Consider the following 14,477-nt stretch of genomic DNA (forward strand, 5'->3'; position numbering starts at 1 on the left):
ACAGAAATGGAAAACAATAAAATTAAAATATCTTGCTGAGTTAGTAATGAAAATTCTGCTGGTATAGTAGAAAAAGTACATGTTTGTCCAGTTTGTTACGGAGAAACACAAGAAGTGAAGAGGATCACTGTTAAGCATTTTGTACTCGATAGTTTAGTTGATGAAGTGAAAGAATATAAGTATCATATATGCTTAAATGAAGAATGTGATGTAGTATATTTTAATGCAGATCATAGTTCAGTATTTAAAAAGGAATCTTTAAAAACACCTATATGGTTTAAGAGAGGTGCAAACCCTAAATACATTTGCTACTGTAACCAAGTAACAGAGCAGCAAATCATAGATGCTGTTATTAATGAAAATGCGAAAGATATGAAGGATATTGTAAGAATCACTGGAGCAATGAAAAATGGAAAATGTGAAACTAAGAATCCTTTAGGTAAATGTTGTGGTTCTGTTATAAAAGAAACTATAAAAAAAGCACTAGAGATGAAAAAACTTTAATCAAAAATAAATCTTCGTAGTTTATAAATGGTTATGATACCTAATCTTTTGCCATTCCAAAGAGATGGTCTTTTTTCATCACCATAATACTTATTCATTCCATATACCAAACCGTCAAGTAGTGCTTTCATAGGTGGTGTACAATACCATGAATAAATAGGTGTAGCCAAAATAATAACATCACTGTCAATACCAATTCCAGGAGACAAGCAAAACATATTACCTATGCTATAGATATCACAGTTCAATAATTGAAATTGATTTATTTATGTACTAAAATCTGTTATAATTTCCATATAAGTTAAGTCGAAACAGTGAAAAACTACGAATTGAAAAGGGGTAGAAATTCGTGATAATGATTTGGAATCGAAAAGAAGTTTTTATGGGATATTCTTTGAAAAAGTTTAATGAAGTGCGTGAGATTCTTGCTGCAAACAAAATCAAATATAACTGTAAAGTGGTTAATAATAATAGAGGTACAAAAGGAAGTATAAGAAGTATAATTGGTAACTTTGGCGAAAATATGGACTATGCATATACTTATTATATCTATGTTCATAAGGAAGATTATGATAACGCCTGTGTAGTATTGCAAAATAATTAATTTGAAGATTGTTTTAATTTAATAAAATGTTATTCGTAGAATATTTATTTTAAGTCATAATGGTAAGAAATTACGAATGAAGAAAGTAGGGGGAATTTATGAATAGAGTATATTTTGTAAGGCATGCCAAGCCACATTTTTCAATACATGATGATTTAAGTAGACCTTTAACAGATGAAAATATTTTGGAGAATCAAGATATCAATTGATCTAGTTTTAAATAAATTGGAATAAATTAAGTGTTTATCATTTAATTAATTGAAGTTATAATTTAATTAAAGTTAAGAAACAAGAAAGTAAAAGAGTAAGAGAGTATCATAATATATGGATAATGGTTAGAAAAGATGATGAACGATTTTTATTACCTGGCGAAATGACAGGCGATCTTATAAATTTTTAATTGAACTGGAATCTCTATATTAAATAAAAGTAAGTTAATTTTTAATATAGGTAATAAATAAAATTGTAATAATACTTGTTATTTATGGTAAATGTTTTTGGAGGGATTTATATGTTTTATTTTGTTAAGGATGTAGAAGATAATGTCATGAATGTGAACTGCTTTTCTGAGGTTCCATTTCTAGAAGAGGCATTATTCAATATGTCATTAGAAAAGATCATTAAAGAGTATGAAAATATAAAAAAGTGGTTTATGCTTAATGAGATAGTTAATAATTTACAGAGGAAAGGTGCTGCAGGGGAGGAGTTAAATTTTTTTCTTGTAGATGAGATTCCTTATAACGATATGGATTATACTCATGATACTCTACAGAAAAAAATCAAACAAAAAATAGGGTCAGAGTTTGAAAAATTTGAATATGATTTGAGATTAAGATTAAGTAGGACATGCTCTGTAATTTTATTTGAAGCTAAGATTAAACATGTTTTAAACGAAATGATTTAATACAAAATATTCATCATTTATAACTAATATTTTGTGAATCAATTTTGCGCAGTTGTAGATGGTATATGGATTTGAAATTTGAGAAGAATAGTTGCAGATGGTATCTGAATAAGATTAGATAAAATATTGAGTAAGATGTTTTATCTAATTTTATTTATGTTTTTCTATTCTTGCACCGCCAGGACAAGAATTACAAGCTCCGTCCTAAATCGGAGTATGCAATTCTTGTCCTAGCGCTTTTATATCCCATAGACTACAACAATATTCGTTTCCCACAAAGTATCAACAACAATTCCAGGAGACAAGCAAAACATACTAGCTACGCTAGTGTGCCAAGCTTTTCTGCTTTCTGCTAAATACAGATTTCAACATTTTATACAATAGCTGCTATAGCATTTGCTAGAACATTATAAGCGGCTAACCATTTCTAAAAGGAGTAGATTACTTTCATTATTCAAGTAAGCTGTTCCTTAAGAACTGTGCAGTCTTTTGTTATAAGGGTATTAGAGTAGAAGGCGAGATAGTACTTTATAGAGCATTTTATAAATGGGGAAACAATTAATTTAGGTATCTAGATTAAACTAGGTGGAAAACAGTATAGTTTGAAGTTAATTCAAGTTATTGTAAGAGGGTAGATATTATAAAGTGTTTATGATATGATATAAAGAGTTTTAATTTAAAATTTAGTTTACACGTATAGGAAAAATATTTCTTCAAGCACTTAATTTACGAAAATGAAGAATGCTATATGGACGAAAAACAATTAAAAGTTCAACATTTAAGAACAATTTAAATTATTAATATAGGAGTATGTGTATGAAAGGGTTAACTATCAATGATATAGCAGAAATAAGTGGGTATTCAAAAAAAACAGTTTCTCGAGTTATAAATAATGAAAAGAATGTAAGAGAATCAACTAGAAAAGCTATACTAAGTGTAATGAAACAGTATAATTATAAACCCAATGTATATGCTAAGAACCTTAACAAAAAAGTTAGTAAGAATATACTTATTTCTGTTAGAAAGTCACGTGCAGCAATGAATGAATGGATTAATACATTACTGTTTGATTTAGTGGTAGAATCTAAAGCATTGGGGTACAATTTAATTGTTGAAGATTTTTATGTTGCTAGGGATTTTGAAAATTCTCTAATCAATACCTACAGTAATTTTATTGACGGTGTTATTCTCTTTTATGAAAAAGATAATGATGAAAGAATAAAACTATTAAATAGATACAATATTCCTTTTGTAGTATTTGGTATGAGCTATACAGAAGGTGTTACATATGTGTCAAATGATAATTATGAATCATCTAAAAATGCAATAAAATATATTCTGGATAAAGATATGAGAAAAGGTAAGGTTTTATTGGGAAATAGAATTCCTACCAATATTGAACGTGTTAATGGTGCATTAAGTGCATTCAAAGACAGAAATATAGATGATAGTAATCTTAGAGTAGTTTTTGGGCTTATTAGTGTTAATGATGTTTATGAATATGTAGTTGATCTTATTAGCAAATCTGATTTGCCTGAATTTTTTTATGTTTCTGGTGATGATAAGGCGCTTGGTGTTTTAAAAGCATTAAACGAATATAATATTAAAATACCTAGTGAAGTATCAGTTATTGGGTATGATAATATACCCTCATCTAAGTTTTATTTTCCTAGTTTGACTACTATTTCACCTAATTATAAGGAGTTATCAAAAAATGTTGTCTATAAATTACATCAACTTATTAATGGTGAAGCAGTTGTAGAGTCATTTCAGGTTAAATCTGAACTTGTAATACGTGATAGTACAAAAAAATAACTAAAGTTAGTACAATGATATAATTTATTTGTGATTAAAAAACCTGTAAAATACAGGTTTTTTTTATGCAATTACAAACAAATATATAGAGTAAAGTAATTTATTAATTTTTATCTAATAAGAAAACATTATTACAAAATAGTATAAAAATCGTGCATGAAGTATTTCTTTATTGACGAGCAAAAATTAATATGATACTATAAAGACACCGGTGTCATAAAATTATAGATGATAGATATTAGACAATTTTTTTATTAAATGAAACGGTATACCAATATGAGTAAAAGGATATGATAAGTATTAAATCAAGCTTATATCTATCATCTAAAAAGAAGGGGAGTAGGAAAATGAAGAAAGAATGTACAAAAAAAATGAAAAAAGTATTTTTATTGTTGTTTGTATCTGTAATTTCTTTATCTGTCTTAATAGCTTGTTCAACTGATGGTAAAACAAATGAACAAGTGAATGATAGTAAAAGTAAATCCGAGATCATTAACCTTGAGTTTGCAGTTAAGGAAACAGGATCTACACTAGAAGCTTACGAAACTATAGTAAGTAAGTTTAACTCTGAAAACGATGATGTTAATATTGAGGTCGTATCTTATGGAAAAGATTATGGATCTTTGCTTAAAGCAAAAATGGCATCAAACGATTTACCAGATTTATGGACGACTCATGGATGGGCTGTATTTTTATATGGAGAATATTTACTACCTTTAAATGAACAGCCTTGGACTGATGATTTGATACCTGAGATCAAGCCTACAATGACCGATCTAGATGGAAATATTGTTGCACTACCACTAGATATTGATATTAGTGGTATGATTTATAACAAAACTATTTTAAATGAACTAAGTATTGAAATTCCCAAAAATCAAGAAGAATTTATTGCAGCTTGTGCAAAAATTAAAGAAGCTGGATATACCCCTGTTCACATAGCAGGGAAAGATGCATCTGATGTTGCTGGCCTTGTGAGTCGTGTTTCTTTATCTACATTGACTACTTCTAAAACGAATAATTATGCTGATCAACTATATGATGGGACATTTGATTGGTCCAATTACAATAAGGTATCTGATTTTATACTATCATTAGTTAAAAATGGATATACTAATGTTGACTATCTAACTGCTGATAAGTCTGGAACTTTCAATGGTTTTGCACAGAATAAAGTAGCTTTTGCTTTTCAATCAAATGGAACATTAGCGGAAGTAAGTAAGATCAATCCCAATGCCGATGTTGCAATGATGAAGATACCAGGGTATACTTCTGGAGATGAGCCTTTCTTAATCAGTGGAGAGCGTGATGCTGTAGGAGTATGGAAAGATACTGAATATAAAGAAGAGGCACTCAAGTTCTTAAAATATTTAGCAAAGCCTGAAAATGTATTAGCAGTATCAGAAGCTTACTCTTTACCTCCATCAATGAAAGGTGTTAAAAGTGATGTTGAATCAATCAATAATCTTCTTAATCAATTAGAAGGAACAAAAGTTACTAATCACTTTGACAGAGAATATCTACCAAATGGTATGTGGAGTACACTTAAAGCCTTCGGTCCTGGGGTATTATCTGATGAATTAACACCTGAAGAAGGATCTGAGCTGATGGAAAAAGAGTATAACAGATTAAGAGAAGTTAATAATTAATTGTGGTAATTAAGAGCTGAGATTGCACCTGTGTATGGTGTAATCTAGCCTTAATTATATGGAGGTTAGAAATGAAGACAGATAACAAAAATCGACTGTTTTGGATGTGTTGTCCTGCTATAATATTAATTGGTGTTTTTGTATTATTACCTCTTCTTAAGGGTATACAGTTATCGCTGACAAATTGGAATGGTTTTTCACGAGATTATTCTTATGTGGGATTTTCAAATTATAAAAACTTGTTTACAGATGCAAAAATTATTAATGCCTTCAAAAATACAATATATGTAGCTATTGGTGACACAGCTACTCAGAACATTTTAGGGCTGATTTATGCACTTCTCCTTAACAGAGCTTTTAAAGGAAAAAATATCGTTAGGGCAATTATTTATATGCCCGTCATGGTATCAGGATTAATTATGGGATATATATGGTTCTTTATTGTTCAATATGATAATGGAGCTCTAAATGATATAGTTATGCTTTTTAATATGAATCCAATAGATTGGCTAGGAGATGGAGATAGGGCAGTTAACTTTATCATGATTATTACATCTATGCAGTTTGTGGGACAGGCGATGATTATATATTTGGCAGGACTACAAGGTATACCAAAAGCTTTATATGAAGCTGCCTCTATTGATGGTGCGTCAGGTATAACTAAATTCTTTTATGTGACATTACCAATGTTAAAGCCTGCTATATTAACAACAGTAACATTATAACTAATAGGTAGTTTACAAATGTATGACCTTGTCGTAGCATTAACTGGTGGTGGCCCCGGATTTAGTTCCCATACCATATCAACAATGATTAGTTACTTGTATTTTGATACACAAAATGCTGGGTACTCAGCGGCTCTTGGTGTGGTATTATTTATAATTATTATGACAACAACAATTTTTGTAAATAAAATTGTGAATAAGAAGGAGGCTTATTAATATTGAAGAATACAAAAAATCCAATGTTATTGATAATTGGAGCAATCATAGCCTTTTTTCACTTTATTCCACTATATATACTTAGCATAGTAGCTTTTAAAACTCCTAGTGATTTATCCTCAAGGTGGTTACCACCTAAGTATTTAACATTTAAGAACTTTAGGTTAGTTTTGGAAGATGGTAATGTAATAAAAGCATTAATGAATACGACATTTATAACACTTTGTTCTATAATTTTGGTGATTATAATAGCATCTATGGCTTCTTATCCACTTTCAAGGATACAAAATAGAACTAGTATGATTTTAGTCAATATTGTTCTTGCCGTTATGATGATACCATCTCTTAGTGTAATTGTACCACTTTATGGGATAATGATGAAGATAAATGCAATTAACACATATTGGGGAATCATACTAGTTCTTGTTACGTATAACTTACCAATGAGTATATTTCTTTTTACAAATTTCATAAAGAGTATACCAATAGAACTTGATGAGGCAGCGGCTATAGATGGATGTAATCCGGTTAAAACATTTTATAGTATTATTATGCCGCAATTACTTCCTGTTACTGCAAGTGTAACCATTTTAAGTGGAATAAAGATATGGAATGATTATAGGTTTGCATTATACTTTTTACAAAAGCCAAAATATGAAACACTGACATTATTTATATCAAAATACTTCTCTGACTTTGCATCTAATCTTAATGCAGCGGCGGCAGCAGCATTAATGGCTATTTTACCAGTAATTCTTGTGTTCTTATTTTTACAGAAGTATTTTGTATCAGGTGTATCAGATGGAGCAATAAAATAGATAGTTAGGAGATGGGATTTAGAATGAATTTGAATTATAAAGAGTTTGTATCAAGAGTAAAAGAAGAATTTAATAATAATATAAAAAGTATACCGAGTGAATGGAAGGTGTCAAAAAAACTAGCTGATAAGATAACAGAAGATGGTTCAATGAACGACTTTTATGGATCAACATCAGTGATTAAATTAAGTGAAGAAGATAGAAATAAATGTATTGCGTTACGAGATGAACTATATAAAAATAATAATGATATGCTTGTAAGGTTACACTCAAAAACATTTCATCTAACTATTCATGCTTTTTGTAATGTATATAACGTGTCGAAGGATAAGAAAGAAATAAAAAGAAAAATGGATTCCATTGAAGGAGACATTAAGGAATTATTCGCACAATTTAATAGAGAATATGGGAAGAAAACTATAAGATTGAAAGTTCTTGGTCCTAGTACAAGTGGCAGTGATGTTGTAAGCATCAAGTTTATACCTGATTCTGAAAAGGACCACAATATACTTTATGACCTGTTCAATAGATGTGAAAAACTATTTCCTCTTAATAAACCTTTTACACCCCATGTATCCCTTGGTTATTTCAAACTAAAGAAATATACCAAAGATGAAATACAGAGATTGTACTATGATATTAAAAAGGTATCAGATAACTCCGGTTTTTATATTGAATTACCTGTTGGAGACCTAGCATATCAACACCATTATCATATGAATGATTTTAGAGATGTTTTTATGGTGAAAGATTGTTAAATTAAATAATTTTGTATTAAGATATACCTTGTTGTATTATTTATTAGTGCATCAAGGTATATGTTTTATGAAGGGGAGAGTAATTATGGTAGAATATGAACTTATGTTGTCTGATGTATTTATCAGACTATTATTATCTTTTATACTAGGTGGAATGATTGGTTGGGAAAGGATGTATACAAATAGGCCAGCGGGTCTTAGAACACATATTATTGTTTCTATTTCAGCGTGTACAGCTATGCTTGTTAATTATGAAGTATTTGCAACATTTGGTAGATATACTAATATGGATCCAAGTCGTATGGGATCTTATGTAATAAGTGGTATAGGATTTTTAGGTGCAGGAACAATCATTAGAGAAGGAGATAAAGTTAAAGGATTAACCACAGCAGCAAGTCTTTGGGCATGTGCAATGATTGGGCTAGCTTGTGGAACGGGATTATATGTACTTAGTATTGCATCTACGTTTTGTATCCTCTTCACACTATTTAGTATCAATAAGTTTGAGCATAAAATTAGTGATAAGAAAAGAAAAGGTGTAATTGATAATGATTTATTAGAATCTAAGAATTGTAGTAATTCATATAAGTTGTAGTGCGTTATTTATATATTATCAGAACTAATATAAAATTATTTTGTGATAAAACTAATGTTTATAAATGGGTCAACTTTGAAACTTGAAGTTGACCCATTTATTATTAGTTTATTCAATATTGCTATTAGTAAGTGACCTAAACTAGTTTTTATGACTTGAACTTATAGTAAATATAAGAAATTAATAAAATTTGGGCTATTTATAGAAACATTATAATGATAAAATATGGTAAATGTGTTTTGGCATTTTTATTTTGCAATTCAAAGATATTGTCTACTAATCGCAGTATTTATTAAAAATGCTTAGTAGACACTTTGTATAAAGACTATGTAACTATTCAATTGTATAATATAATGTTGTAAAATCAAAATATTTACTATTATGGAAATATAGTTTCGTGAGAATATGTTATAATTTTTATATTATTTAAATAGAAAATGTTATATTATAGAATTAATTCATTTAAAAGGAGAAGATTTAAATTATAAGGCGTGCTTATTTAGCTTATTTGGGCTATTGCAATAATATTATAGAAAAACTAAAAAAACTGATTTGAAGGTGAACGTGATATGTGTCAAAGATTATTTAAATCTATGTTATATGGGGCTTTTATGGGTTCATGTGTGGTTCTAGGTAGATGGATTATGGAGTATATTTTTAATCCTAAACTATTACCAAACGGGTATTTCTGTGATTTTATAATTGGAGTATGTACTTTTATGATACTGTCATTAGTCTCTGAATTTCTCAAAATTAGAAAAGAAAAAGAAGGAGAATGATCTTGTCTGCATTATGTGTAAGTGTTTATTTAAATGCATAACAGTAAAATATTATATTTTAATACAGTATTTGGACTGTTGGGCTGGAAATGAAAAATTAAGAACCTTTTATTTAAAAGCGGGATTTGATTTTTGTGGAGATTTTCCTGAAGATAATTATATGAGTAGTGTTTTTAAATATGAATAATATTTTTTATTTGGTTTGTACTTTTCTTAAATACATCTCAACATTAGAAAATTACTAATTAAAGATTTTTTATAGATTCTTGTATATAGGAGGACTAATAGATATGGAAAAGATAGATGAAGTGTTTGAATTTTATAATTCAGGTGCTGAAAAAGGTAGATTAGAAAGAGGACTTGGAAAAGTTGAATTATATAGAACAAAAGAAATATTGATGAAATATATTACTAACACTAAAAATATAATATATGATGTCGGTGGAGGTATTGGAATTTATTCTTCTTGGCTCTCGGAAATGAATAACACAGTACATCTTTTAGAATTAGCACCATCAGCAGTTGAATATGCAATTAAAAATCAAGATGAAAATAATACTTTTATTGCAGAAGTTTGCGATGGTAGAAATATTAATAGGGCTGATGAAAGTGCAGATATTGTTTTGCTTATGGGACCATTGTATCATTTACAAAATAGAGATGACCGATTACAAGTTTTAAATGAAGCTAAGAGAGTTCTAAAAAAAGGCGGACTTTTATTTTCAGTAGGAATATCAAAATTTAGCTCTACAACTTGGGCATTGTCAACCTATGGAAAAGATAATAATTTTTTAGATGATGATATATATAATAATATGATTGAAAATGAGTTATCCTCAGGTATTCATATGAGACCAAAAGAATATCCATATTTTATTGCTCAAGCATATTTTCATACTCTATCAGGACTACAAAAAGAGGTTGAATCAGTAGGGTTTGAAACAATTCGAAAGCATGCAATAGAAGGAGTGATTTGGTTTACACCTTGTTTAAATGAAAAATGGGAAGATGAGAGTAGTAGAGAAAGATTATTAAATATTGTAAGACGTACTGAGAATGAAGATGAAGTTATGGGAATGAGTCCACATTTTATGATTGTATCAAAAAAATGATTATTATCTTTGTTTAAGTTTAATTCAGAATGTTCTTAAGTTGAGACGCAACAGTTAAATATGGAAAATTAGACTATTAGAAAGTATAAGGCATGGAATAGAATAGTTGACAAAAGAACGTATGTTTGTTATAGTGATTCATAGAATTATTTCAATAAATAGGAGGTAATATTAATGAATATAGATACAAAACATAAAAAAATTATAGAAATTGTTCAAGATAAATTAACATGTTCTGCTCACAATTTAGATCACGTATTTAGAGTTTATAATCTTTGCTTGTTGCTTTCAAAATATGAGAAAGATGTTGATTTAGAGGTTCTGATTCCATCAGCATTGTTGCATGATATTGCAAGAGTAGAAGAGAGTAGAGATAAAACAGGAAAAATTGATCATGCTGTTTTAGGGAGTGAAATTGCAGAGGATATATTACAGAAGTTAGAATATAAAGAAGAGAAAATAGAAAGGATAAAGCACTGTATTATAGCACATAGGTTTAGAACTGGAAACGAGCCTAGCACAATAGAAGCAAAAATACTTTTCGATTCAGATAAACTTGATGTTATTGGTGCAAGCGGAATTGCTCGTACTTTTATGTTAGCAGGACAATTTGGACAAAGATTAACAGTTGACGAACCACTTAATAACTATTTAAATACTAATACTGTTGAAAACGGAAGGTTAAAAGATGTTTCAAAACATACTCCGTTTATTGAATATGAAGTAAAGTTTAAGAAAATCCCTGATAAATTGTATACAAAAAAAGCAAAAGAAATCGGCAAAGAAAGACTTAAATTTATGGAAGAATATTTTAATCGATTAAGGTTAGAGATAACAGGCATTGAATAAAATTTATTCACTATATAATTTAAATTAAATGTATTTATAAAGTGATTTTTAAAGTGGATAAGATGTTTTAGGAAAAACTTATCTTAAAGTTAATAATAACATCAATAAGGAACGGAGAGAAGATTATGCTAAAGGTAAATTTTTACGAATTAGATACAATAGAAGACGATAAATTATTATTTGCTGTAATAATGGCAAAGTTTAATGGACATTGGATTTATGTAAGACATAAGAAAAGGTATACCTGGGAAATACCAGGAGGACATAGAGAAATTAATGAAAATATAACTGATACGGCTTCAAGGGAATTGTTTGAAGAAACAGGAGCAAAAAAGTTTAATCTTACTCCAGTATGTATTTATTCAGTAGAAAAAGATGAAACAGTAGATTATACAAAATCTTTTGGTCAATTATTCTATTCAGAAGTAGAAACATTAGATGAGTTGCCTGATTCTGAAATAAAAGAAATTAAATTACTCGATGATATGCCAGATGATTTAACTTATCCTTTAATTCAACCATTTTTACATAAAAAAGTGTTGCACTTTCTTAATAAAGTGTAATCGAAGGTAGCAAAACTTTATTAATCATGGAATCAAGTGGAGGAGATTATGATAACGAAAGATGTTTATGAAGAATGTCCAATGTATAAAAATAAACTTATTACATTAAGGCAGACAGGCCTGGAAGATACCCAAGAATTATTAAAATGCTATTCTGACGAAAAGGCAGTACCATTTTTTAATTCTGATAATTGCAATGGAGATAACTTTCACTACACAACAATCGAAAGAATGAAACAAGCAATTGACTTTTGGAATTTTTCTTATAAAAGCAAGCATTTTGTAAGGTGGACAGTAATTTTGAACGATACAAAGGAAAAGATTGGCACAATTGAAATGTTTCATAGAATTGCAGATGATGAATTTAATCACTACGGGGTATTACGAATTGATTTACAAAGCAATTACGAAACGCAACCAATTATTGATGAGGTTTTAGGAATTGTTAATGAAAATTTCTATAAAGCTTTTGATGTTAAAGCTATTCTCACAAAAGCTATTTCAGATGCTACTGAACGAATTGGCTCATTAGTACAAAAAGGATACCAGTCAATGGATAAGAAATTCATGACATATGATGACTATTTTGTGAGTTTTAAAAATAAGTAACGCTGAATAGGGAGAGTGCTGAAAAACTAAATAATTCCTTAAAATGACGTATTATTAAAGTAATGGATTTTAGGGTATTTTAAATATGCAAATATTTACTATTGTAGAAAAATAGTGATGTAGTAATATGAAAAATCTGTTATAATTTTCATATGAGATAAGCAAAACTGTAAAAAACTACGAATTGAAAAAAAGGTGGGAATTCTTGATAATGATTTGGAATTGAAAAGTTAATAGGAGGTATGTATGAAAGTAGAAAGACCTATTTTAATAACATATATTGTAGATTTGAATTTTCTCAATGTATTTTTATTGATAGCATCATTCTTTCCAAAATCACTTGAACAATTTGGATTTTATTATACCCCAATAACTTCTTTAACAGAAGTTATTAGTAAAATATTAATGATTATAAGTCTCTTAATAATATCTTACGGACTTTTGAAACTTAAAAAATGGGGATATATGCTAATGGTAGCTTACAATTTGTTTTTTTTAGTATTATCTATGGTTTTTATGTTAAAACAATTTGGTGAATCATTTAATATGCCAGGTTTTATAACATCGATTTTAGGACTTATGATTACCTTTCCATCAAAAAGATATTTCATTAAAAATAACTAGTGTTCGTAAGTTTCTTATAAGGCGCAATAACTATAAAATCAAATAATACATATAAAAATGAAAATACCTACTATTGTAAAAACATAGTGGTATATAAATATGAGAAAAGATTATTTATATTTTGTGAAGGAGGTATTGAAATTGAAAGATTTTATTGCTACTTTTTTTGCTTGCATTTTTGTTTGTGGAGTTGGCACATTCTTCTTTGCCGGTTTTATTCTTGATAATATTTTGGGCATTATAATAGTTATCGCATTCTTGTTAGCATTGTTGATTACAGCTTATATAAATCTAGAATCCAGATTAGAAGAATTAGATAAGAAAATGGAACAGTTATTAAATGACAAACAAGACTAAAATTGTTAAACCTAAAGTGTAACTTTAACACATTAAAAGGAGATTTTAAATGTTAGAAAAGAAATTAAATCAAACTATTTGTTTAAAACAATATATATCAGAAAAAGAGTATAAAGAAATAAATCAACTTGATGAACTTTGCTGCTCACAGGACAAAACAAATTTAAAGTTAGAATTAGATTATAAGTTAAATATGAGAAGAAACTCTGAAATAGGATTAAAAGATATTAATGAGTTTTTATATTATGTTGAAGATATTTTGGTAGGCTATCTTGGTATTTCAAGTTATGGAGGCAGTAATATTGGTGAAATCAATGGCATGGTTCATCCCGACTTTAGAAGAAAGGGGCTATTTAAAAAGCTATTTAAACTTGCAATAGATGAGTGTAAGAAAAGAAGCTTTGATAAGCTGTTACTATTAACAGATGGCAAATCTAACTCAGGTGTTGAATTTATAAATACGGTACACGGTAAATATGATTTTTCAGAGTATAGAATGAAGCTACTTAACAAACCTACTTCAGATAGTATAAAGTCTATTAATTTGCGAAAAGCTGGAAAGCTGGACGGGAAAGAAATTGCGAAACAAAATGCTGTATTTTTTAACCATTCAGAAGAATATGAATGGTTTCCAGTGGAAGAGGGAGAATTAAATGAAATTACATACATGGTTGAATTAAAGGAAACTGTTATTGGAAAAATTAGGGTAGAATATAGTAATAATTCAGCTTTTCTATGTGGTTTTGGAATATTGCCTGATTTTAGAGGTAAAGGATATGGAAAAGCAGCTTTAAAAGAAGCATTACATTTAATAAATGAAAAAAATATCTATGAGACAGAATTGGATGTAGAATGTAAAAATAATAATGCACTAAATTTATACAAAGCTTGTGGTTTTGAAGAAAAGTCTGTAATGAATTATTATAAGTATAACATCTAAAGGTTGGTTTAGAACTAGCTTTTAGACGAGTAAAAAAAATGGAGCTCTAGGTATAG

18 protein-coding genes and 1 pseudogene are annotated in these 14,477 nt (G+C 28.7%); 18 read left to right on the forward strand and 1 reads right to left on the reverse strand.

Annotation, left to right across the window (positions count from 1 at the left end):
* The first annotated feature begins 6 nt into the window (after positions 1 to 6).
* Positions 7 to 504, forward strand: a complete 498-nt coding sequence (locus ACQ3F0_RS17845; RefSeq protein ID WP_428866762.1) for a Csac_0668 family 2Fe-2S cluster-binding (seleno)protein — start codon at positions 7 to 9, stop codon at positions 502 to 504.
* 29 nt (positions 505 to 533) lie between these two features.
* Here the strand turns inward: ACQ3F0_RS17845 and ACQ3F0_RS17850 are convergent.
* Positions 534 to 692 (reverse strand): annotated as a pseudogene (locus tag ACQ3F0_RS17850) (flavodoxin family protein); the annotation flags it as partial.
* A 161-nt stretch (positions 693 to 853) separates the two neighbouring features.
* Between ACQ3F0_RS17850 and ACQ3F0_RS17855 the strand changes: the two are divergent.
* The 17 genes from ACQ3F0_RS17855 (at position 854) to ACQ3F0_RS17935 (ending at position 14,421) form a co-directional block, all read left to right on the forward strand.
* The gene (locus tag ACQ3F0_RS17855) at positions 854 to 1,108 is read left to right on the forward strand and encodes a hypothetical protein (RefSeq protein ID WP_428866764.1); all 255 of its coding nucleotides are present in this window, start codon (positions 854 to 856) and stop codon (positions 1,106 to 1,108) included.
* A gap of 511 nt (positions 1,109 to 1,619) precedes the next feature.
* Positions 1,620 to 2,012, forward strand: a complete 393-nt coding sequence (locus ACQ3F0_RS17860) for a hypothetical protein (RefSeq protein ID WP_428866765.1) — start codon at positions 1,620 to 1,622, stop codon at positions 2,010 to 2,012.
* A gap of 816 nt (positions 2,013 to 2,828) precedes the next feature.
* Positions 2,829 to 3,827: a LacI family DNA-binding transcriptional regulator gene (locus ACQ3F0_RS17865; RefSeq protein ID WP_428866767.1), complete on the forward strand. Its 999-nt coding sequence runs from the start codon at positions 2,829 to 2,831 to the stop codon at positions 3,825 to 3,827.
* A gap of 347 nt (positions 3,828 to 4,174) precedes the next feature.
* Entirely contained in the window at positions 4,175 to 5,476 is a 1,302-nt protein-coding gene (locus ACQ3F0_RS17870) for an ABC transporter substrate-binding protein (protein WP_428866769.1), read from the forward strand.
* Positions 5,477 to 5,547: 71 nt separating this feature from the next.
* Positions 5,548 to 6,201 (forward strand): carbohydrate ABC transporter permease, encoded by a 654-nt coding sequence (locus tag ACQ3F0_RS17875; protein WP_428866771.1) that lies wholly within the window; start codon positions 5,548 to 5,550, stop codon positions 6,199 to 6,201.
* 18 nt (positions 6,202 to 6,219) lie between these two features.
* Positions 6,220 to 6,417 carry a hypothetical protein gene (locus tag ACQ3F0_RS17880; protein WP_428866773.1) on the forward strand — a complete coding sequence of 66 codons (198 nt, stop codon included), beginning with the start codon at positions 6,220 to 6,222 and terminating at the stop codon, positions 6,415 to 6,417.
* Between the two features lie 2 nt (positions 6,418 to 6,419).
* Entirely contained in the window at positions 6,420 to 7,235 is an 816-nt protein-coding gene (locus ACQ3F0_RS17885) for a carbohydrate ABC transporter permease (protein ID WP_428866775.1), read from the forward strand.
* A gap of 23 nt (positions 7,236 to 7,258) precedes the next feature.
* Positions 7,259 to 7,993: a hypothetical protein gene (locus ACQ3F0_RS17890; protein WP_428866777.1), complete on the forward strand. Its 735-nt coding sequence runs from the start codon at positions 7,259 to 7,261 to the stop codon at positions 7,991 to 7,993.
* Positions 7,994 to 8,078: 85 nt separating this feature from the next.
* On the forward strand, positions 8,079 to 8,588 hold the full coding sequence (locus tag ACQ3F0_RS17895) for an MgtC/SapB family protein (protein ID WP_428866778.1): 510 nt from the start codon (positions 8,079 to 8,081) through the stop codon (positions 8,586 to 8,588).
* A gap of 569 nt (positions 8,589 to 9,157) precedes the next feature.
* Positions 9,158 to 9,367 (forward strand): hypothetical protein, encoded by a 210-nt coding sequence (locus ACQ3F0_RS17900; RefSeq protein WP_428866780.1) that lies wholly within the window; start codon positions 9,158 to 9,160, stop codon positions 9,365 to 9,367.
* Positions 9,368 to 9,657: 290 nt separating this feature from the next.
* Complete coding sequence (locus tag ACQ3F0_RS17905) at positions 9,658 to 10,479, forward strand: class I SAM-dependent methyltransferase (RefSeq protein ID WP_428866781.1); 822 nt, start codon at positions 9,658 to 9,660, stop codon at positions 10,477 to 10,479.
* A gap of 174 nt (positions 10,480 to 10,653) precedes the next feature.
* Positions 10,654 to 11,328, forward strand: a complete 675-nt coding sequence (locus tag ACQ3F0_RS17910; protein WP_428866782.1) for an HD domain-containing protein — start codon at positions 10,654 to 10,656, stop codon at positions 11,326 to 11,328.
* A gap of 125 nt (positions 11,329 to 11,453) precedes the next feature.
* Positions 11,454 to 11,891, forward strand: coding sequence for an NUDIX hydrolase (locus tag ACQ3F0_RS17915; RefSeq protein WP_428866784.1), 438 nt, complete (start codon positions 11,454 to 11,456; stop codon positions 11,889 to 11,891).
* A gap of 48 nt (positions 11,892 to 11,939) precedes the next feature.
* Positions 11,940 to 12,500: a GNAT family N-acetyltransferase gene (locus ACQ3F0_RS17920; RefSeq protein WP_428866785.1), complete on the forward strand. Its 561-nt coding sequence runs from the start codon at positions 11,940 to 11,942 to the stop codon at positions 12,498 to 12,500.
* Positions 12,501 to 12,746: 246 nt separating this feature from the next.
* A complete protein-coding gene (locus ACQ3F0_RS17925; protein WP_428866787.1) occupies positions 12,747 to 13,124 on the forward strand; it encodes a hypothetical protein in 378 nt (125 codons plus the stop codon).
* Positions 13,125 to 13,265: 141 nt separating this feature from the next.
* Entirely contained in the window at positions 13,266 to 13,481 is a 216-nt protein-coding gene (locus tag ACQ3F0_RS17930; protein ID WP_428866788.1) for a hypothetical protein, read from the forward strand.
* Positions 13,482 to 13,530: 49 nt separating this feature from the next.
* Positions 13,531 to 14,421 carry a GNAT family N-acetyltransferase gene (locus ACQ3F0_RS17935; RefSeq protein WP_428866790.1) on the forward strand — a complete coding sequence of 297 codons (891 nt, stop codon included), beginning with the start codon at positions 13,531 to 13,533 and terminating at the stop codon, positions 14,419 to 14,421.
* The last annotated feature ends 56 nt before the right edge of the window (positions 14,422 to 14,477 follow it).

It is taken from the genome of Clostridium sediminicola, from assembly GCF_050402865.1.
Lineage (GTDB): Bacteria > Bacillota > Clostridia > Clostridiales > Clostridiaceae > Clostridium_AF > Clostridium_AF sediminicola.